Origin of the sequence: Microbacterium sp. STN6 (assembly GCF_026410545.1) — a bacterium.
In the GTDB taxonomy this organism is placed as follows: domain Bacteria; phylum Actinomycetota; class Actinomycetes; order Actinomycetales; family Microbacteriaceae; genus Root112D2.
In genome coordinates this window covers 1012242-1032122 of record NZ_JAPMIT010000001.1, presented here as the reverse complement: position 1 = coordinate 1032122, position 19881 = coordinate 1012242, and the positions used below count along the sequence as shown (strand labels likewise).

Here is a 19881-nt window from a genome sequence, read left to right as displayed (position 1 = left end):
GCGGATACGTCGGTCGCTATCCGACCGCGAGCGTCCAGTTGCCGTCGGCCGTCACGCTGATGGCCGACGGCCCGGCGCTCAGCGGAACGGTGCCCGAATAGGCGCCGATCTCGTTGACGAGCAGCCCGTAGTGAAACGCCTTGCCGGTCTCTTCCATCACGGTGAAATTGCTGGAGCCGTCGTGGGTCGCGGTCAGTTTCGCCGCGCCACCGTCATAGAGGAACACCGCGTCTCCCTTGCCGGATGCCGCCACATCGGGCGCCGTCGAGACCGGTGAGAGCGTCACGCTCCACGCTCCTGCGCCGCTGATCTGCAACGTGACGCCCGCAGCGAGCGAGCTGAAGCCGTACGCCGTGGTACCGGAGTATGCGCCGATCGTGTTGACGAGCAGTTCACCAGTCGACTGGTTCTTCGCGTCCAGCACGCTGATCGCAAAGTTGCTGTCGCCCCGGTACGTGGCGGTGACGATGCCGGCCGTGGCGCCAGTAGGCAGCGTGATGAGGCTGTCGCCCGTTCCGGTCTGCGTTAGCGGCGTGAAGGTGCCATACGTCTCGTCCGCCCACGACTGCGCGGTCGGCGTTTCGGGTGCTGGCGCAGGGGAGTCTTTCTCCGCTGCATCTGAGGGATGCGTCGCGGCATCCGTCGTCTGCGCTGTTACCGCGTCAACGCCGCTGTTCGCTGCGTCCGTGCCGGGCTGGTTCCCCGCAGTGAGTGCATTGGTGACGATGGAGATCGCGATGACTGCACCGGTGACGATCCAGGCGACCTTCTTGTGCTGCGCGTAGCCGAGGAGCGGCAGCCCCTTCTTGTCGCGAGCGGCGCCGGCGAGCACAAGAATGAGGTCAATGAGCCACCAGACTCCAAGTCCACCGAAAGTGATGAGCTTGAGGATGCCGGTGCCCACCTTGCCGAGATAGAACCGGTCGACGCCGAGCATTCCGAGCAGGAGAGCCAGAAGCCAAGCCGCGATGAACGACTTCGCCGTCGGGAGCGGCGGTTGCGGTGTTGCCGGAATGGGCGGCGGCGGAGCCTGCTGTGCGGTGTCGGATGTGTGCAGGCTGTCGTCAGACATTGGTGTGCTCCTGTTCTGTGCGGTGTTCGGGTTCAGTCATTGCAATCGGCAAGCGGCAGGCGGAAAGCTCGGCGAACACCGAGCCTCCCGCCCCGTGAGGCCCGCGGATCGGGTGCCGCCCGGCCCACGGTCACACGGTATGAGGGAGCGGCCAGTCAGCCACCATCGGTAACCAAGATCCCGAGGATTTTCATCGGATCCGGGAACGGCTCTTCACAGATGAGCTTCGTCGACGTCGTGCCCTCGGTGATTTGCACGGGATCGTGGGGACTCGCGCCCCGCGCGTAACAGTGCACCGTGGAATTCTCGAAGTAGACGGTGACGTTGGGGTGCACTGTGGTTGCGTCCGCGCCAGCTGCTGTGAGTTGAATGGACACGACGTACTCGCCTGCCATCGGAGCTCCCGGCGTCTCCGTTGCGGTTCCCATTGCCCTCGACCCGACGGTATATACGTGTGTCGCCGTCTCGTCCTGAACACCGTCGAAGGTGAAGTGTCGAACTGTCGGTTCCGAAGTGCATGCGGTCAAGAGAGGCACGAACGCGAGACAAGCGGCTATGAACAGCGCTGGCCGGCTTATGCCGCTTCGCAGAATCGGCATCGTTGCTCCTTCCGGCACATGAGGCGCCCGCTGACACGCTCAACGCTAATGACGCCTTCGTGGCCTCGTCATCCATCTCGGGTAGTAGATTGCGTGAGTCACCAGCCGCAATTCTCAATCGCTGCACAAGGACCATGAATGCCCGACACCACATGTCACATGTCGATCTCGCTCGACGGTTTTGTTGCCGGGCCGAGCCAGAGCCGCGAGCATCCTCTCGGCAAGCGCGGAGGCGAACTCCACGGCTGGCACATGGGCGATGAGCGCGCCAACGAGGCCGACGACATCGCGAACGGCTGGCTGATGCGCCCGCGCGGCGCCTACCTCATGGGGCGCAACATGTTTGGGCCTGTCCGTGGTGAGTGGGAGGAGGACTGGCGTGGCTGGTGGGGGCAGGAGCCGCCCTATCACGCTCCGGTGTTCGTACTCACCCATCACGCGCACGAGCCGATCGAGATGGAGGGCGGCACGACCTTCTTCTTCGTCACCGACGGCTTCGACGCCGCCTACGCCCGGGCGTGTGAGGTAGCGGGCAGCGACGGCGTCGACATCGCGGGTGGCGCCTCTACCGTTCGCCAGGCACTCAGCGCCGGAGTAATCGACGAGCTCACACTCGACGTCGCCCCGGTCCTACTGCAGTCGGGGGAGCGCCTCTTCGATGGCGTCGAAACGTTCGGACTGGAACCTGTCGAAGTACTGCATTCTCCGCTGGCTACGCACATCCGTTTCCGCGCGAACTGAAGGCTGGTTCCCACTACGGCTGCCGGCGCCAACAACTTGGCGGCACGCCGCATACGGGTCGTGATGCCCGCACGCGGCGCCGGTGACCACCGCGCCGGCGCCCACGCCCGCGCCGTCGAGCGCACTCGGCTACTTGGCTCCCAACGCGATGCCGAAGCCGCCGCCGTTGCGGGCCAGACCCATGAGCAGGATGCCCGCCCACTCGAGAGCGTACGTGGTCTCCAGCCCTCCCGCGTCGAGGGGTCGCATGCCCAGGCTTTCCAGGAACGCCGCCACGCGCGCCCTCGCCTCGGCGCTGCCGCCGGCGAAGAACACATCCAACGGCTTGTCTGCAGCGAGAACGCCGCCAAAGATCGTGTTGAACGCCTTCACGACGTGAGTGCCCTCGGGGGCTGCGGCGGCAATCTGTTGGGACGCCGAGTTGCCCGGAGTGGTCACGACCCCGCTTGCGTCGGCGTTGAACGGGTTGGTGATGTCGACGAGGATCTTGCCGGCCAGCGCATCGCCATATTGCCTGACCACATCAACCGCGCCGGCGTACAAGACGGCGAGGAAGACGATGTCACCCGCCGGCTTCGCACCGTACGTGCCGACGGTGGCGCCGCTGCCGATCTGCTGGGCAAGCGCCTCGGCCTTGGCAGCGTTACGGCTCATGAATTCGACGGTGTGGCCGTGCTTCGCCGCCCTGGTGCCGATGGCGGTGGCCATGTTGCCTGCGCCGATGATGGTGATGGTGGTCATGATGTGCTCCTTCGTTCTGCCGATAACGGTTTGCCGTGGAGGACTCGATCGGTCATCGATTGACGCACCAAGATGAGGCACCCCTCCGGTTGCTGGGTTGAACCGGAGGGGTGCCTCAGGTATTCCACGATTCCCGAACTAGAATCACGACATGAGCATCAAACAAGATGAGCGGATGCGGCCGCCGCGTCGCCGCGACGCCCAACAGCGCCGTGACAGGCTCATCGCTGCGGCGCAGCGCGAGTTTGCTCTCAAAGGCGTGGATGCCTCGTTAGAACAGATCGCTCGCGACGCCGATGTCGCCATCGGCACCCTGTACCGGCACTTCCCGACCCGCCTGGACCTGCTCTTGGCCGCCCTTGAGCCGCGCCTTCGCGAGTTCACCGACGGATCCAAGAAGGCATTGGAAATCGAGGATGCGTGGGAAGGGTTCGTCTCCTACCTCGAGAACCTGTTTCGGGTGCAGGCGGGAGACCGAGGTTTCAATGACTTCCTCTCGCGTCGTTTCCCCGGCAGCCCGGACACCGAGCGCATCCACGACCAGATGTGCCAACAAATCGAGCTCGTGCTCACCCGAGCCCAAGAGGCCGGCGCGGCTCGCCCTGACATCGCTCTGGCCGACATCGTCAACCTCATCTGGTTCAACGGTCGGCTGCTCGACGCCACCAGCACCACCGCACCGGGCGCGTGGCGGCGTCAGCTCTACCTCATGCTCGACGCGTACCGGGCCAAGCGGGCGCACCCGATTCCCGAGCCGCCGATGACGGACGAGCAGCTCTACGACGCCATGGTGCATCTCAACAAGGCGGACTGATCAGCGACCGCTCGTGCGGCGGCGTGCACCGGTTGTCAAGACCGGAGGAGGTGAGTTCGACCACACGCTCCGCCGGCGGGAGTCCTGCCTGGCCCAGAAGCGATTCAACCCCTGCCATGGCCCTAAGTATCCCGCATGACCGAAATCCATGTGTCCGGGCAACGCTAGTCGTGCAGCGCGTTCGCAACTAGCCGTGCGGCCTCGCTGGGGCTTATGTGACTGGTGTCGATGATCTCCGCCTCGTCACGCAACCAGTCGGCGTAGGCGGCCGTGTAGGGTTCCATGTATTTGATGCGAAACGTCGAGTAGCCCATCACTGGGTCGTTCTCGATCCGGCCGCGCAGCGTGTCGGGATCCGCGTGAAGCAAGAAGTGTCGGATTGGAATTGCGTGTGCCGCGAGGCCAACGCTGATCTCTTGCCAGTACTGCTCCACGAGCACGGTCATGGGTATGACGAGAGTGCCGCCCGTGTAGTCGAGGATGCGACGAGCGGTGTCGACTACGAGCGGCCGCCATGGCGGCCAGTGCTGAAAGTTGTCTGTCTCGGGAAGGCTGGGCCGAAGATCCATGAGCGTCTCGCCTACCTTCTCGGCATCGAACACGCGGGAATCCGGGATCAACGCCTGAAGAAGTGCGCTTGTCGTGGTCTTGCCAACGCCGTGGGTTCCGTTGAGCCAGACGATCACAGCGTCAGAATACCCGTAAGAGCCACAAGCGACAGTTAGGTATGACACCGATCGTCTGATCGTCGCGTACTATGTGGTGAGTAGTTCGGGAAATCCATTCTGGCCCTGAATCGCTGGGGTGATTTCCGATACTCCACGAGCCGTTCCAAGCAGAAACTTCTCAAATTCCACGGCAGCCCTCGCTGCCCAATCATTCCGCCGTTTGCTCGACGCACTATTCGCCAACGAAGCCAGTGAGACGAAGAGGGCGTCGGGGCACAGAGACTCGTCGGCGCACGCACCGACAGCGTCGGCGGCTCGCCGAGAATCCGTGGCACTAGACCCTCCGGTCTAAGTGGGAACCCTCCTCGCAATTCCGGCTCCTACCTATCGACGTATCAGCGCTGGACCATCGCCGCGACTCGGCAAACAAACGATTCTTCTATTAGAAATCACCTTCACATGTCGATAACTTCTTCAGGTCTGTCGTCGCCGCGCCCGACGACAGCGGACTGTGCCCTAGTTCGCCGACCGCCATTCCACCGTTCAATGAGTCGTGTCGGACAATGGCTGCGCCTACAAATCTCACCCAGCGGCACCGTCGCCGGTCTCCGAATCAAGGTGAAGCAGACGCAGCCCTACCGGCCACCGACTAACGGCAAAACCGAACGCTTTCACCATACGCTGACCGACCGGTGGGCATTAAGCGACCTCTACGCCGCTGAATCGGTCCGCGCAACACGCTTTCGGCATAGCTGGACGAATACAATCGCCGCGGGCCCCAGACCGCGACCAAAGCCTGGCTGCCCGTCACCCGGTCAACTTACGCCCCTAGGGCATACAGCTAACGCGAGTCCACATCCGCTTGAGCTTCTACGCTTTCAGCGACTTCGTCGGAATCGTCGTGGTGTGCTGCAAGGATTGCAGCTTGTACTTCGACTTCCACGTCGATCGTTTCTTCGTCGGAGGACTCATCATCGCTCAATTCGGCCGCATCGTTCACCATCGTCTGCTCGACCCACTCGTCGAAGGACAATCCATACTTCTCCGAGAGGTGCCTCACGCGGTAGACACGAGTTGCATTGCCGAGGGCACGACTCAGCATGTCGTAGCTCAGCCCTGCGGACATAACACCGCCGAGCACAGGCACAACTTGCGCCAAGCGTTTGTGTGTCAGTTTCACACCGATCTTCGCGAATACGATTTGGATGAACCTGACGACGACGTCCTTTTCGAGCTCCTGCCAAGTGGCTCGTCGCATCATCTGCTGGCTCAGCCGCGAGAGCGCGGCGAGAGCCGCTGCCTTCCCTTCGAGGCTCGATGCCGTGCTGTAGGACAGCACCCCCATGAGAAAGACTTCCTCGCCAGGTTCGTTCGGATCGAAGCCGTAGTGGACAGCAACCTCAGCAATCGCACGGCCCAGAAGGGCCAACGTTGCGGCGACATCGCCGGCGATCGCAACAGCAATCACACTCGCAGTAGCTCCTCCGCTCACAGTGGTGGAGACCTCGGCACCGGTAATCGCAACTGATGCGCCCGCGGAACCGAGCGCGCCAGCCAGAGGAATGATCTGCTTTGGCCTGCCCTTATCCAGCGCCTCGAGATCCAGGACTTCAAAGGGAGAGGTATCGCCGATCTCGGGATGCTGCTTGCGAAGCCGTTTCGTCCGACGATCGATCGAGACCGACGCAATGGCTGGCATGAAAACCGCCTTCGCCGCTCCGTTTAGGGCCCGCTTGATCCCGGCATCGATGCTGTCAGTCACTTTCTCGCCGCCAGGAATCTTGTTTATCACTTCACCGGCGGTCGAGAAGACCGTTGAGACTGCTCCTGACACCTTGTCGGTCGCGCGTGCCCGCAGACTGTTGCGGCGCGACCGCTCATCCGCAATGAGCTTCTCCCACGCTCGCTGCTCGTAGCTGGTCATGCTCTCCGCCATTGCGCCCATTTCTCTCTTTCACGCTTCGCTGCTTTTAGTGTCACCCCTAGTCTCGTGGTCCTAGTCCAACGGTGCGACGTCCCACTCCGAGGGGAGCGCTAGCTTCGACACGCCTTGTCTGCTGACATTCTCGATAACGCAGGCAGGTTCCGCTTGCGGGCGCATTCATATTGCCCGGATACCCGTTATCGACCTGATTGCTATAAGTGCTGTTATCAGCCACCTCTATAGAAAGCCGACAAATCAGAAGCCGTCCAAACCGATAGCAGGCCCAGCGCCCCTAACGGGTCGCTTCCGTTTGCTGCGGACGGCCTTTAGCATCCCGCGTTATGTTGCTTATTCAAGTAAAGAGCACCTACGGTGCTGTCGCGTACACCGACGAGTCGGTGCAACCTTGCATGAGCCACACCTGCCAGCCGTCGGGTACGAGAGCGGGGTTGAGCCACTGGATGCGCCCCGCCGCAGGGTATGAAGGCGCAAGTTCGGCCAGGAAACTTCGTTGCTTGTCATCTCGAGAGGCAACGGGCAGACGATGAAGCACTGCTGCCTCACTGAGATGCAGATCCTTCTCCAAAGCGGCTCGGATGCCGTCATCGTGTACAGCCTCCACGGCGCGGCGCAGATCATTCACTCGACGATCGCTCTCGCGACGAAGCCGCCCCCTCGACTCCATCGAGGCGAGCCATGAAGTCATGACGCGGGGAGCATGAATCTTCCATTCCGCGAGCAGCGCTGGTGTAAAGGCAGCGCCTGTCGCGCACTCTCTGGTCTCGAGAGTCCGGGCAAGCGTCAAACAGGCCGCGCTCACTGGGTGACGCGCAGGATCGCTAACGCTCCGAGCAATGGAAGCGTCCACGATGATGTGATTAGTCGGGATCAATGTCAGCCTTGGATATCCTCGCCGCCGACAGCGTCTAAGAACGCCCAATCGGCATCACGCGATACGTCATCAAAGTCGAGCGGCCAGTCCCCAAATCGACCCGACCTGTCGACGTTAGCCTGCGAGATCGTCTGGAATCCCGTTTCAGCGTCCCGCCCAAACCAATTAAGAGACAGGTCAGAAGCCGCGAGTCGGCGCTCGGCAACAGCCGTTTGAACGCCACGAATCAGAAGCGAACTGTGGGTTTCTGCAATTACTCTGACGCCTCGATTTGCAGCGTCCACCAGGCTGTCCGCTAGAGCGAGTTGCGCACGAGGATGAAGATGTATTTCGGGCTGTTCTATGTACACGATCTGTCCTGGTTTAGCGGCCAAGAGTGCGACGATTACGGGCAGCGTCTGGCTCACACCAAATCCAACGTCGGCAACACTCACCAAGTCGAAGGCACCCCCCTGCTGAGCGTGAGGCAAGCGACCGACCATGATTTCGATAGACGCGTCATTCAGGCGTCTCGCGCTGACCTTCCACGTCAGGCCGAGCCGCTCAAGCTCTGCGGCTAGCTTGACGAGCTTGTCGCCGTCAGATTCTCCCCATTCGTAGATGATGCTCGCAACGTAGGTTTCAAACGTGCCCGGATACGTGTCACCCACGGCTGAGCGCGCGTACGCGCGCTCTGGGTTCCCGCGCAAGCCGGGAACGTGAATAATGCCTCGGAGGAGATCAACCCATTGGTCATTGTTTCCGAAATTGCGCCCTATGTTCAGGCGTATTTTTCGATCGCGATCCGAGATAAGAACAAAGAGTTCAAGAAAACATCGGTTCCGGTACACCTCGAGTGACCAGTCGCCGCTTTGATCGGTGTTCTTCCCGATAAGGTCCACGTACTGCTGCGCTTCGTTCGCGAATCGATCCCTGAGGGCCTCGGTCTGTACAGCAGTGAGCGATTCTGAAAGCGTCACGTCTCGACCGTGGCTGCCAACGACATCCGACGCGATTACAAGACCCGACTTTCGCTCGACAAAACGAAGACTTCGCGACTCGTTACCCTGCCGCATGCCGATCTGAAAGGCCTTGACGACGTCCTGCCTCGATTTGCCTCGGCTTAGGAGCTGCGAATAGTCAGTAATTTTGACGTTCGGCCCGTACAACAAGAGCGGTCCCGGATCGAACGCCGAGTCTAAGGTTTGTTTGAGCATAAGAAATGGCTGGATGAAACTGGACTTTCCCGAGCTATTTGCGCCCGAGATCAGTGTGAGCGGTCGCACAACCAGGTCGTTGGGCTGTCGAATCGCTTTGTACCCTTCCACCGTCAAAGTCAAGTCAGCGCGCTTACGTCGACCACGCGCCGCCGTCGCGCGCCTCGGCTGAGGGTCCGACATCTATCTCCCTTTCTCGTGATTCGCCACACGCTCGATTCCTGCACTGCAACTCTTCGAAGCTGCGCTTGGATCCGTTTCGACCCACCATGAACATAGTGGATTCCCGATACTTACCTCGGCACGGATTGTGTGGTGAGGCAAAGAGTGAGTTTTGCAATTTGCCCCGTTAGGAGAGGACCAAATTCACCGCAGTTGTCGCCTCAGCAGATCGCATGACTCCTTGGGCCGCTCGACATAGGACCCTGTCTACGAACTGCGAAACACTGTTGAGTCAGCAAACGCCAATGCTAAGCGCAGCCAGTTTGAAGACCTCGCCGACCCCAACAAGCGCTCCGCGCGCGGCAACACCTTCACCTACATCGTCATCGCCCTCGCGCTCGTCGCCGAGAACCTCCGCCAGATGTTGACCTACTTCCAACAGATTCTGCAGTTCAGAGGAACCTTTGGCTCGAAGACCAGGTATGCCTCCGACGTGTACTGGCAAAGTAGCGGAGAAATAACCCCTCCTGAGGTCACGCCGCCACAACGGCGATAGCCGCAACCTCACGCACAACAACACACCGCAATACCGACCGATTCGGCGTGCCTGAAAAACTTCAGGCGCGCCGTTTCGTCGTTAACTCGCGACTTTCGGGGCCATCTTCAACGGTTACCGGCCTTACGAAGGCATGAAAAAAGGCCGACCGATCGCATCCGCGATCGTGTCGACCAATTTTCCGGAATCTCCCGCTGGATTTTCCGAACTACTCGTGGTGTCCGAGGGGGGACTTGAACCCCCACGCCCTATACGGGCACTAGCACCTCAAGCTAGCGCGTCTGCCATTTCCGCCACCCGGACAGGGTGAACCGACAGCCGGTGAAGCGGCTGCCGAGGTACGACCTTAGCACGAAAATCGGGCCGCTTCAGCAGGCTGTGGGCGCGCGGAATGGCGCGCATCCGCTTGCAATTCGTTCGCGATGCCACGGCCAGGATCGGGGCGGCCAGCGGCAAGGTCAGAGGCAAGCCAGACGCACGCTCAGCGACGACCCCGGCGGCAAAAGGTAGCGTAAAGGCATGACCGCCGACTCCGCCGCCAGCCCCCTCGAAGAGACCGCCGCGATCGCGCGCGACCTCATTCGGTTCGACACCACGAACTACGGCCGCGGGCGCTCGAACGGTGAGACGGATGCCGCCGAGTACGTCGAGGCGCAGCTTCGCCGCCTCGGGCTCACCCCCCGGCTCTTCGACTCAGACCCCGGGCGCACGAGCGTGATCTCGCGGGTGGAGGGCGCCGACCACTCCAAGCCGGCGCTCGTCGTGCACGGGCACCTCGATGTCGTGCCCGCCGACGCGAGCAACTGGAGCGTCGACCCGTTCGCCGGCGAGATCATCGACGGCATGCTCTGGGGGCGAGGCGCGGTCGACATGAAGGACATGGATGCCATGATCCTCACGGCCCTCGGCGACATTCTGGGCTCGGGCCGGCGCCCGGCTCGCGACCTCGTGATCGCCTTCTTCGCCGACGAGGAGGACGGCGGCCTGCTCGGCTCGCACTACCTGGTCAAGAACCACCCGGAGCTCTTCGCCGGCGCCACCGAGGCCATCAGCGAGGTCGGCGGCTACTCGATCGACATCGAGGGCAAGCGGGCGTACCTGCTGCAGACGGGGGAGAAGTCGCTCATCTGGATCCGCCTCGTCACCCGCGGCAAGGCGGCGCACGGCTCGCGGCTGATCCGCGAGAACGCGGTGACGCGGCTGGCGGAGGCCGTCGCGGCGGTGGGGCGACGGGAGTGGCCCATCCGACTCACACAGACGACGACGCAACTCGTCGGCGAACTCGGGCGCATTCTGGGCGCCGACCCCCAGCAGGCGGGGCCGGATGCGCTGGTGCTGCGTACGGGAACGGCCGCCGGTTTCATCCTCGCCACCCTGCGCACCACCACGAACCCCACGCAGCTGACCGCGGGGTACAAGCACAACGTGATACCGGAGATGGCCGAGGCGCTCATTGACATCCGCACCCTGCCGGGGGAGGAGGACGAGGTGCTCGCCGAGGTGCGCGGCCTGGTCGGTGATGATGTCGAGGTCGAGACTGTGCACCGCGATATCGGGCTCGAGGCGCCGCTGGAAGGCGCCCTCGTCACGGCCATCACCGACGCGCTCGGCCGGCACGACCCCGGCGCGCCGGTGCTGCCGTACCTCATGTCGGGCGGCACCGACAACAAGGCGCTCAGCCTGCTCGGCATCGATGGCTACGGCTTCGCGCCGCTGCGCCTGCCCGCCGAGCTCGACTTCCCTGGCATGTTCCACGGCGTTGACGAGCGCGTGCCCCTCGACGCGTTAGTGTTTGGCAGGAAGGTTCTGGCAGATCTGCTGCTGCGATACTGACGCCTTCCGCTTGACCGTCAGCCGCAGCGACAGCCGCATCGCCCGTCTCGAAGAGAGCACATGAACCTGATCAACGCCCTCATCCTCGGCCTCGTGCAGGGGCTCACCGAATTCCTGCCGGTGTCGTCGAGCGCCCACATCCGCATCGTCGGCGAGTTCCTCGGCACGGGCGACGACCCGGGCGCCCGGTTCACCGCGATCATCCAGCTCGGCACCGAGACCGCGGTCATCGTCTACTTCTGGCGCGACATCGTGCGCATCATCTCGCACTGGTTCCGTTCGCTCTTCGGCCGCATTCCCCGCAATGACCCGGATGCCAGGATGGGCTGGCTCGTGATCATCGGCAGCATCCCAATCGTGGTGCTCGGGCTGCTCTTCCAGGACGCGATCGAGACGACCTTCCGCTCCCTGTGGATCGTGGCCACCACGCTGATCCTCTTCGGCATCATCCTCGGCCTCGCCGACGCCCTCGGCTCGCGCAAGCGCACCCTGAAAGACCTCACGTGGGGCCACGGCATCATCTATGGGTTCGCGCAGGCGTTCGCGCTCATCCCCGGCGTCTCACGCTCCGGCGGCACCATCACGGCGGGCCTCATCATGGGCTACGACCGGCCCTCCGCCGCCCGCTACTCGTTCCTGCTCGCGATCCCCGCGGTGTTCGGCAGCGGGCTGTACGAGCTCTACAAGTCGGTCGCGCACCCGTGCACGCACGCGGCGGCGACGGCCGCGAACGCCGCCTGCACACCCGAGGTCTTCGGCGGCTTCGAGACGTTCGCCGCCACCGTCGTCGCCTTCGTCGTGGGCCTGGTCGTCATCGCGTTCTTCATGAACTACATCTCGCGCCGCTCGTTCCTGCCGTTCGTGCTCTACCGCATCCTGCTGGGCCTCGCCCTCATCGTGCTGCTCGCCACCGGAGTTCTGAATGCGTAGGGCGCGAGCATGAGGGCGTGGCCGGCCCCGCGCATCCCGAACGTTGCCGGGTGCAGCACCACGCCGAGGCTCTACGACACCGCAACGCAGGGCATGCTGACGGCGGAGCCCGGCGGCACCGCACGCCTCTACGTCTGCGGCATCACCCCGTATGACGCCACGCACATCGGCCATGCCAACACGTACCTCGCCTTCGACACGCTGCAGCGCGTGTGGCGGGATGCCGGCTACCGGGTTCACTACGCCCAGAACATCACCGACATCGACGACCCGCTGCTCGAGCGCGCCACGCGCGACGGGGTTCACTGGCGCGACCTCGCCGACGAGCAGATCGAGCTGTTCCGGCAGGACATGGCGAGCCTCGGCATCATTCCGCCCGATGACTACGTGGCCGTCACCGAGGTGATCGCCGAGATCGCCGAGGCGTGCTGCATTCTGCTCGACAAGGGTCTCGCATACCGCGTTCCCACAGCGGATGCCGTCGGTGACGACCTCTACTTCGACAATCGGGCCGCGGCCGACGCCTCACCGTGGCAGCTCGGCGACGAGAGCAACCTCGATACCGACACCATGCTTGCGCTCTTCGGCGAGCGCGGGGGAGACCCGGAGCGGCCCGGCAAGAGGAACCCGCTCGACCCGCTGCTGTGGCGCGCCGCCCGCGACGGGGAGCCGTCGTGGCCCTCCCGGGTGGGCGAGGGCCGCCCCGGCTGGCACATCGAGTGCTCGGTGATCGCGCTCAAGCACCTCGGGCACGACTTCACGGTGCAGGGCGGCGGCAGCGACCTCGCCTTCCCGCACCACGAGATGAGCGCGGGCCACGCGGCAGCACTCAGCGGGCAGCCGCTTGCTCGCGTGTACAGCCACGCGGGCATGATCGCCTACCGGGGCGAGAAGATGAGCAAGTCGCTCGGCAACCTGGTGCTCGTCTCGGCACTACGCGAGGCGGGTGTCGATGCGGCCGCCATCCGCCTGGCGCTGCTCTCGCACCACTACCGCGACGACTGGGAGTGGACGGATGCGCAGCTCGCCGACGCGGTCGCGCGCCTTCAGCGGTGGCGGGCCGCGGTGGCTCGCCCCGTGAGCGGTGCCGAGCCGGTTGGCGCTGACCCGGCCTACGCCGCGCCGGCCGGCACCGAGCCTGCCACGGCGGCCGTCGCCGAGTTGCGCGCGGCACTCGCCGACGACCTCGACACGCCACGGGCCATCGCCGCGATCGATCGCGCAATCGAGACAGGCGTCGACGACACCGAGCTGCTCGTCGACGCGGTCGACGCGCTGCTCGGCATCCGCCTGGCCTGATTCGGACCATCTCGCCCCACGAGGCGGGCCATGTTGTGGCTCGCGCGCGAATGCACCAGCGATTCGGCTCGACTCGCAGAGTGGGCCGACCCGCGCACACCACGAGGCGGGTCACATTGCGGGTTCCACGCGGGCAAACCCGCGATTCGGCCCGACTCGCTGTCAGGCGGCGAGCTCAGGGCCTCAGTCGCGGCCGCGCCACGGCTCGTCGCCGCGGCCGTCGCGCCCCTCCTTGCCGTCACGCCCGTCGCCACGCCGGCGCAGGTAGCGCTCGAACTCCTGCGCGATGGCCTCACCGCTCGCCTCGGGCGAGTCGACCGTGTCGCGTGCCTGCTCGAGCTGCTGAATGTACGACGCCATATCCTCGTCGTCTGAGGCGAGCGCGTCGATGCCCGCCTCCCATGCGGCGGATTCCTCCACGAGGTCGCCGCGGGGGATCGTGACGTCGATCATCTCCTCGAGCTTGTCGATGAGCGCGAGCATGGCCTTGGGTGAGGGTGCGTTGTGCACGTAGTGCGGCACGGACGCCCAGATCTGCACCGTTGGGATCCCGACCTTCTCGGCCGCGTCGGCGAACACGCTGAGCACGCCGACCGGCCCCTCGTAGCTGCTGCGCTCGAGCTGCAGTTCGTTTCGCACGTCGGCGTTGTCGCTCGAGGCGAAGACCGAGATGGGGCGGGTGTGCGGAACGTCGGCGAGCATGGAGCCGAGCAGCACCACCGCCTCGATGTCCGCGGCGAGCGCCGCGTCGAGCAGTTCGGCGGTGAAGCTCTTCCAGCTTCGCGAGGGCTCGGTGCCGAGCAGCAGATAGATGTTGCCCGCGTTCGCCCCGCTGACGCTCAGTTCGGCGTCGTCGGCGAGCTCGCGCGGTTCGATGCCCGGATGCACGGGGCCGTACACCGCAGCCGATGGCCACTCGAGCGTGCGACTGCCGTCCTCCTCGATCGACACCGTGGGGCGGTTGAACTGGAAGTCGAAGTAGAGTTCGGGATCGACCTCGGCGAGCGGCACGACGTCGAGCACATCCTTGAGAGTGCGCACCGCCCCGCTCGCGGCCTCGCCCGCGTCGTTCCAGCCCTCGAAGGCGACGACCAGCACCCGGCCGGCCAGAAAGCGCTTCTCGTCTGTCACGGTCTCCTCTGCCCCAATCGCTCGCAGTGAGTCGGCTGCGCCCTTTGCGCCATCGTTCAAGAATAGACTTGTACCCCGTGACCGACGAGCCGAGCGCCCCCCTTCCCACGACGAGCCGCGCCCTGCCCGCCGCGGTGCTCTGGGACATGGACGGCACGCTCGTCGACACCGAGCCGTATTGGATGAGCGCCGAGACAGAGCTCGTCGAGCAGTACGGCGGCACCTGGACCCACGACGACGCACTCACGGTCGTGGGCGCCGGTCTCTGGGATTCCGCCGTGGCGCTGCAGAAGCGCGGCGTCGAAATGCCGGCCGACGACATCGTGGCGCACCTCACCGACCGGGTGCAGGAGCAGATCGCCCGGGACGGCGCACCCTGGCGGCCGGGAGCGGTGGAGTTACTGCGCGAGCTGCGCGAGCGCGGCATCCGTACCGCTCTCGTGACCATGTCGGTTCGCCGCATGGCCGAGCAGATCGTGGCCCAACTGCCGTTCGACGGGTTCGAGCGGCTCATCACGGGTGACATGGTGAGCGCGCCGAAGCCCGACCCCGCGCCGTACCTCGAGGCGGCGGCGCAGCTGGGCGTCGCGCCGGCGGACGCGGTCGCCATCGAGGATTCGCTTGCGGGTCTCGCCTCTGCGGTCGCGGCCGGAACCGTCGCCATCGCGGTTCCGCACATCGTGCCGATACCCGAGAGCCCCGATCACACGGTGTGGCCGACGCTCGAGCACCGAGGCGCCGACGACATCGTCGCCCTCTTCGCCGAGCGCCGGGGACTGGCGAAGCCCGCTTCCTCGTCCGCCCCGGCCCCCGCCTCGAGCGGGCCGTTCCGGGCCGGCGACCGCGTGCAGCTGACGGGGCCGAAGGGCAAGCTCAACACCATCACGCTCGAGCCGGGCAAGGTGTTCCACACGCACCGCGGCGTGCTCAGCCACGATGCCGTCATCGGCCTGCCAGACGGCTCGGTCGTGACGAACAATGTGGGCGTCGAGCACCTCGCACTGCGACCGCTTCTGCACGACTTCGTCATGTCGATGCCGCGGGGCGCCGCCATTGTCTACCCGAAGGATGCTGCGCAGATTCTCGCCCTCGCCGACATCTTTCCCGGCGCCCGTGTGGTGGAGGCTGGTGTCGGCTCAGGTGCCCTCTCGCTGTGGCTGCTGCGTGCGATCGGGCCCGCCGGCCGGCTGTTCTCCTTCGAGCGACGCGACGAGTTCGCCGAGGTGGCCCGCGACAACGCGGCGACCTTCCTCGGTGACGATCCGGCGAACTGGTCGATCACGGTGGGCGACTTGGTCGAGGCCCTGCCCTCGACGCTCGAGCCGGGCTCGATCGATCGGATCGTTCTCGACATGCTGGCGCCCTGGGAATGTCTGGACGCCTGCATCGACGCGATGAGGCCGGGCGGTGTGCTGCTCTGCTACGTCGCGACCGTCACCCAGCTCTCGCGCGTCGCCGAGGCGATCCGCGGCACCGGCCGCTTCACGAATCCCGCCTCAACCGAGACCATGGTGCGCGGCTGGCACGTGGAGGGCCTCGCGGTGCGTCCCGACCACCGCATGATCGGGCACACCGGATTCCTCATCACCGCCAGGCTTCTCGCACCCGGCACGGTGCTGCCCGAGCTGAAGCGCCGCCCGTCGAAGAGCGACTACAGCGACGAGGACGTCGAGGCGTGGACCCCCGGAGCGCTGGGGGAGCGGCAGGCGAGCTCGAAGAGCCTGCGCAAGCGGGTGCGGGCCGCGCGAGCCGGAGCAGAACTGGCCAGAAGCCGCGGCGACGACGACGCCACACCGGCCACCTGACTTGATCAACTAGCATGGGTGGCCGTGAGACGTGGCCGCCCGCGCGGCGGCCGGACGTCTCGCTGGCCTCATCACGAACATCACGAAAGAGGAACCGTGCGCAGAGCTCCCGCCATGATCGTCGCAGCAGGGCTGCTGCTCGCCGGCCTCACCGGGTGCAGCAGCGCCCCCGCCGCCGATTGCACTGATGCGGCGGCGCCTGGGCCCGCATCCAATCAGATCCAGACTGCCGGCGCTCTCAGCAAGCCTGGCACCGCGAACTTCGCGACGCCCATGAAGACGAAGACCACCGAGCGCACCATCGTGCACGAGGGCTCGGGGCGCACCGTGCAGAACCACCAGGCGGTGCAGCTCGACATGCGCGTCTACGAGGGCAGCACGGGCGCGCTCATTCCCACGTCGCAATACGGCGGCGGCAGCGTCACCGTGAACCTCGACACGTCGGCAGACGGTCTCGTGGGCGGCCTGGCGAAGGGGCTCATCTGCAGCACCGCGGGTTCCCGCGTCGTCATCGCCACGTCGCCGAAGGACGGCCTGGGCGACGGCGCCACCTCACTCATCATCGTTGTGGATGTGCGCAAGGCGTACCTGGCGCAGGCCGATGGCAGCGTGCAGCCGCACGTGGCCGGCATGCCCCAGGTCGTGCGCGCCCCGAACGGCCAGCCCGGCATCACGATTCCCAAGACGGACCCGCCGAAGACGCTGAAGGTCGCCGAGCTTCTGCAGGGTGACGGCCGCACCGTCAAGCGCGGTGACAACGTCGTCGTGCAGTACACGGGCCTGGTGTGGAAGACGGGCGACAAGTACAAGTCGACGTGGGATGAGAGCGGGCCGACGGGCATGCTCGTTGACGACGCCTCCTCCGCCTCTTCCGGAGGCTCGATGCCCGGCCTGGTCGAGGCCATGATCGGGCAGAAGGTCGGCTCGCAATTCATCGCCGTGATCCCGCCGAGCAAGGCGTACGGCAAGCAGGGCTCAGACGGCGTTCCGCCCGATTCCACCCTGGTTCTCGTAGTCGACGTGCTCGGCATCCAGTAAGGCCGGCGGCGGGCTCGCACGACCCCGCGGCGCGACGGCGGCGCCTGCCACTGTCCCGGCAGCGGCGCCCGTAGGATATCCAGGTGGCCACCCCGTCGAAGCCTGAGCGGATCCCGGTCGAAGAGCGCCTCTTCAGCCTGGTTCTCGCGCTGCTCGCGACCGAGGGTGGGCTGACCAAGAACGAGATCCTCTCGACCGTTCAGGGCTACCGCCAGCGCTTTCAGCTCGGCGGCGACAACAGCAGTCTCGAGCGGCAGTTCGAGCGCGACAAAGACGATATCCGCGACCTGGGGGTTCCGCTCGAGACCGTCGAGTCGCCCCTGGAGCCCGGCAACAACCAGAGTCTGCGCTACCTCATTCCGAAGGGCAGCTACGACCTGCCTCAGGACATCGTGTTCTCGGCGAAGGAGATCACGCTGCTCACCCTCGCCGCGACGGTCTGGCGCGAGGGCTCGCTCTCGGGCGAGACCAGGCGCGCCCTCATGAAGCTGCGCAGCCTCGGCGTCGAGTCGAACGAGGCCATCATCGGCTACGCCCCGAAATTGAGCGCCCGCGAGAGCGCCTTCGAGCCGCTGAACATCGCCCTCGAGCGCAAGGCGATCGTCACGTTCTCCTATTTGAAGCCGGGCGAGCGCGCGTCCCGGCAGCGCAGGGTCGCGCCGCTCGCGCTCGTGCAGCATCAGGGGCGCTGGCACCTGCACGGCATCGATCAGGGTGCCGACGCCCCGCGCACGTTCCTGCTCTCGCGCATCGTGGATGCGGTGCGCATCACGCCGCGCACGTTCGAGCCGCAGGGCACCGACTTCGCCGCTCGGGCGCTCGACGAGCTCGACGCCATCTGGAACGCCAACGTCGCCGTCGTCGAGCTGGCACCGGGCAGCGACGCTTCGGTGCGCCTGGCCCGCCGCGGTGAGGCGATCGACGACGGCTCCAGCGTTCTGCTGCACTACACCGACCTCAACATTCTCGCCGATGAGCTCGCGGGCTATGGTCCCGAGGTGCTCGTGCGATCACCGGATGCGCTGCGTGACGCGGTGCGGCAGAGGCTGCTCGCTGTCGTGGCCGCCCACGAGGACCGGCAGGAGGCGAGAGAAGATGGCTGAGGCGCGCACCCCGCTGCACGCGCAGGACAAACTGCTGCTTCTGCTCTCTCTCGTGCCGTATTTGATGGATCACGATCGGGTCGCTGTGGGCGATGTCGCAGAGCACTTCGGCGTGAGCCCTCAGCAGATCCGCGACGCGGTTCGCCTGATCGCGGTGTCCGGCGTGCCGGGGGAGACCCGCCAGTACCAGCCGGGCGACCTCTTCGACATCGCCTGGGACGACTTCGAGCAGAACGACCAGATCGTTCTCACCCACCTCGTCGCCATTGACGACTCGCCGCGCTTCTCGGCCCGGGAGGCCTCGGCGCTCATCGCCGGCCTGCAGTACCTCTCCGCACTGCCCGAGAACCAGGACCGCGAGGCCATCGGCATGCTCATGACCAAGTTGGCACGGGGCTCGTCGGCGACCCCGAGCGAGGTCGCGGTGGCCGGCGCGGATGCGGATGCCGCGCTTGCGCCCATCCGCTCGGCTATCGAAACCGGCACGCAGGTCGAGTTCGACTATCTCAACGCCCGGGGCGAGCACGAGCGCCGGCGGGTCGACCCACTGCGGGTGGAGTCGGTCGACCAGGACTGGTACCTGCGCGGCTGGTGTCACCTGCGCCAGGCGGTGCGCACGTTCCGCTTCGACCGCATGGCGTCGCTCGAGGTCACGGGCGAGCCGGCCAGCGACCACGGCGCCCACGCGAGCCTGCCGGAGAACCTGTTCGAGGGATCGCCGGAGGATCTGCTCGTCGATATCGACGTCGCCGCCTCAGCGCGGGTGCTGCTCGCCGACTATCTGCGCGAGGCAGCGCCGGGAGTCGAGGAGAACGGCGTCATTCACACGAGCATGCGCGTCACGCACTATCACGGGCTGAAGCGGCTGGCGGCCCGCCTGTCGGGAGTGCTCACGGTGACGGGCCCAGCCGAGGCGAGGCGCGCGGTCGCCGAGTGGGCGGCAGCCGGTGCAGCCCGGTACGAGAACAAGCACGAGCACGAGCACAAGAACGAGCACGACACCGGGAACGCGTAGGCTCGAGCCATGCCCTGGTGGTCCTGGATCGTGATCTGGGGAGTGCTCGTCTTCGCGCTCCTCGCGCTGCTCGCGTGGCAGGCCGTGCGCCTCTTCTCCAAACTCATGCACGCAGCAGACGAGCTGGGGGATCTGCTGGGCAAAGCGGAGGCTCTGGGGGCCGCCAGCGAGCCGATGCGTCGCGAGCCCCGGCATCCAGCGATCTTCGCAGACGCGCGCGCCCTCGCCGACGAGCGCCGAACTCGCGCGGGCGAGCGCAGACGAGCACGACAGATTCTGAGAGACGCGAGGATCCAGCAGGCTAGACTGCTGGTGAAGACTGACCCACAGCAGTTCTCACACCTCGTCAGAAGGAACTAAGT

At 65.4% G+C, this 19881-nt stretch carries 17 protein-coding genes, 1 tRNA gene and 1 pseudogene; 11 read left to right on the top strand and 8 right to left on the bottom strand.

Going from position 1 to position 19881, the window contains the following annotated elements:
* Nucleotides 1-16: 16 nt before the first annotated feature.
* Nucleotides 17-1072, bottom strand: a complete 1056-nt coding sequence (locus tag OSC27_RS04720; RefSeq protein WP_267180238.1) for a TM2 domain-containing protein — start codon at nt 1070-1072, stop codon at nt 17-19.
* 155 nt (nt 1073-1227) lie between these two features.
* Nucleotides 1228-1671, bottom strand: a complete 444-nt coding sequence (locus tag OSC27_RS04715) for a hypothetical protein (protein ID WP_267180237.1) — start codon at nt 1669-1671, stop codon at nt 1228-1230.
* Nucleotides 1672-1809: 138 nt separating this feature from the next.
* On the opposite strand from OSC27_RS04715, the gene OSC27_RS04710 reads away from it, so the two are divergent.
* Nucleotides 1810-2412, top strand: a complete 603-nt coding sequence (locus OSC27_RS04710; RefSeq protein ID WP_267180236.1) for a dihydrofolate reductase family protein — start codon at nt 1810-1812, stop codon at nt 2410-2412.
* A 129-nt stretch (nt 2413-2541) separates the two neighbouring features.
* Here the strand turns inward: OSC27_RS04710 and OSC27_RS04705 are convergent, their stop codons facing one another.
* Nucleotides 2542-3153, bottom strand: a complete 612-nt coding sequence (locus OSC27_RS04705) for an NADPH-dependent F420 reductase (RefSeq protein WP_267180235.1) — start codon at nt 3151-3153, stop codon at nt 2542-2544.
* A 151-nt stretch (nt 3154-3304) separates the two neighbouring features.
* On the opposite strand from OSC27_RS04705, the gene OSC27_RS04700 reads away from it, so the two are divergent.
* Nucleotides 3305-3967 (top strand): TetR/AcrR family transcriptional regulator, encoded by a 663-nt coding sequence (locus tag OSC27_RS04700; protein WP_267180234.1) that lies wholly within the window; start codon nt 3305-3307, stop codon nt 3965-3967.
* Nucleotides 3968-4131: 164 nt separating this feature from the next.
* On the opposite strand, the gene OSC27_RS04695 is transcribed toward OSC27_RS04700, so the two are convergent.
* The 4 genes from OSC27_RS04695 to OSC27_RS04675 form a co-directional block, all read right to left on the bottom strand.
* Nucleotides 4132-4653, bottom strand: coding sequence for an AAA family ATPase (locus OSC27_RS04695; protein WP_267180233.1), 522 nt, complete (start codon nt 4651-4653; stop codon nt 4132-4134).
* A gap of 823 nt (nt 4654-5476) precedes the next feature.
* Entirely contained in the window at nt 5477-6559 is a 1083-nt protein-coding gene (locus tag OSC27_RS04685) for an EcsC family protein (protein WP_267180232.1), read from the bottom strand.
* An 894-nt stretch (nt 6560-7453) separates the two neighbouring features.
* A complete protein-coding gene (locus OSC27_RS04680) occupies nt 7454-8758 on the bottom strand; it encodes an AAA family ATPase (protein ID WP_267180231.1) in 1305 nt (434 codons plus the stop codon).
* A gap of 822 nt (nt 8759-9580) precedes the next feature.
* A tRNA-Leu gene (locus tag OSC27_RS04675) sits at nt 9581-9668 on the bottom strand.
* A 216-nt stretch (nt 9669-9884) separates the two neighbouring features.
* On the opposite strand from OSC27_RS04675, the gene OSC27_RS04670 reads away from it, so the two are divergent.
* From OSC27_RS04670 to mshC, 3 genes are read left to right on the top strand one after another with little or no spacing between them, the layout of a single operon-like run.
* Nucleotides 9885-11198 (top strand): M20/M25/M40 family metallo-hydrolase, encoded by a 1314-nt coding sequence (locus tag OSC27_RS04670; RefSeq protein ID WP_267180230.1) that lies wholly within the window; start codon nt 9885-9887, stop codon nt 11196-11198.
* Between the two features lie 60 nt (nt 11199-11258).
* On the top strand, nt 11259-12128 hold the full coding sequence (locus tag OSC27_RS04665) for an undecaprenyl-diphosphate phosphatase (protein WP_267180229.1): 870 nt from the start codon (nt 11259-11261) through the stop codon (nt 12126-12128).
* Nucleotides 12129-12137: 9 nt separating this feature from the next.
* Nucleotides 12138-13427 (top strand): cysteine--1-D-myo-inosityl 2-amino-2-deoxy-alpha-D-glucopyranoside ligase, encoded by a 1290-nt coding sequence (mshC, locus tag OSC27_RS04660; protein WP_267180228.1) that lies wholly within the window; start codon nt 12138-12140, stop codon nt 13425-13427.
* Nucleotides 13428-13610: 183 nt separating this feature from the next.
* Here mshC and OSC27_RS04655 read toward each other — a convergent pair whose 3' ends face one another.
* Complete coding sequence (locus tag OSC27_RS04655) at nt 13611-14558, bottom strand: PAC2 family protein (RefSeq protein ID WP_267180227.1); 948 nt, start codon at nt 14556-14558, stop codon at nt 13611-13613.
* A 26-nt stretch (nt 14559-14584) separates the two neighbouring features.
* On the opposite strand from OSC27_RS04655, the pseudogene OSC27_RS04650 reads away from it, so the two are divergent.
* The 6 genes and pseudogenes from OSC27_RS04650 to OSC27_RS04625 form a co-directional block, all read left to right on the top strand.
* Nucleotides 14585-15217, top strand: a pseudogene (locus OSC27_RS04650) (HAD family hydrolase); the annotation flags it as partial.
* Nucleotides 15218-15334: 117 nt separating this feature from the next.
* Nucleotides 15335-16363: a tRNA (adenine-N1)-methyltransferase gene (locus tag OSC27_RS04645; protein ID WP_267180432.1), complete on the top strand. Its 1029-nt coding sequence runs from the start codon at nt 15335-15337 to the stop codon at nt 16361-16363.
* A gap of 96 nt (nt 16364-16459) precedes the next feature.
* Nucleotides 16460-17401, top strand: coding sequence for an FKBP-type peptidyl-prolyl cis-trans isomerase (locus OSC27_RS04640; protein ID WP_267180226.1), 942 nt, complete (start codon nt 16460-16462; stop codon nt 17399-17401).
* Between the two features lie 83 nt (nt 17402-17484).
* A complete protein-coding gene (locus OSC27_RS04635; RefSeq protein ID WP_267180225.1) occupies nt 17485-18504 on the top strand; it encodes a helix-turn-helix transcriptional regulator in 1020 nt (339 codons plus the stop codon).
* A complete protein-coding gene (locus OSC27_RS04630; RefSeq protein ID WP_267180224.1) occupies nt 18497-19519 on the top strand; it encodes a helix-turn-helix transcriptional regulator in 1023 nt (340 codons plus the stop codon). The genes OSC27_RS04635 and OSC27_RS04630 overlap by 8 nt, the downstream gene beginning before the upstream one ends.
* A gap of 9 nt (nt 19520-19528) precedes the next feature.
* Entirely contained in the window at nt 19529-19879 is a 351-nt protein-coding gene (locus OSC27_RS04625) for a hypothetical protein (protein WP_267180223.1), read from the top strand.
* Nucleotides 19880-19881: the final 2 nt, after the last annotated feature.

What these genes read in the sequence shown, in the direction of transcription:
- OSC27_RS04685 (WP_267180232.1), bottom strand. Translation starts at nt 6,559, where the DNA reads ATGACCAGCTACGAGCAGCGAGCGTGGGAGAAGCTCATTGCGGATGAG.
- OSC27_RS04705 (WP_267180235.1), bottom strand. Translation starts at nt 3,153, where the DNA reads ATGACCACCATCACCATCATCGGCGCAGGCAACATGGCCACCGCCATC.
- OSC27_RS04665 (WP_267180229.1), top strand. Translation starts at nt 11,259, where the DNA reads ATGAACCTGATCAACGCCCTCATCCTCGGCCTCGTGCAGGGGCTCACC.
- OSC27_RS04625 (WP_267180223.1), top strand. Translation starts at nt 19,529, where the DNA reads ATGCCCTGGTGGTCCTGGATCGTGATCTGGGGAGTGCTCGTCTTCGCG.
- OSC27_RS04630 (WP_267180224.1), top strand. Translation starts at nt 18,497, where the DNA reads ATGGCTGAGGCGCGCACCCCGCTGCACGCGCAGGACAAACTGCTGCTT.
- OSC27_RS04720 (WP_267180238.1), bottom strand. Translation starts at nt 1,072, where the DNA reads ATGTCTGACGACAGCCTGCACACATCCGACACCGCACAGCAGGCTCCG.
- OSC27_RS04710 (WP_267180236.1), top strand. Translation starts at nt 1,810, where the DNA reads ATGCCCGACACCACATGTCACATGTCGATCTCGCTCGACGGTTTTGTT.
- mshC (WP_267180228.1), top strand. Translation starts at nt 12,138, where the DNA reads ATGAGGGCGTGGCCGGCCCCGCGCATCCCGAACGTTGCCGGGTGCAGC.
- OSC27_RS04670 (WP_267180230.1), top strand. Translation starts at nt 9,885, where the DNA reads ATGACCGCCGACTCCGCCGCCAGCCCCCTCGAAGAGACCGCCGCGATC.
- OSC27_RS04700 (WP_267180234.1), top strand. Translation starts at nt 3,305, where the DNA reads ATGAGCATCAAACAAGATGAGCGGATGCGGCCGCCGCGTCGCCGCGAC.
- OSC27_RS04715 (WP_267180237.1), bottom strand. Translation starts at nt 1,671, where the DNA reads ATGCCGATTCTGCGAAGCGGCATAAGCCGGCCAGCGCTGTTCATAGCC.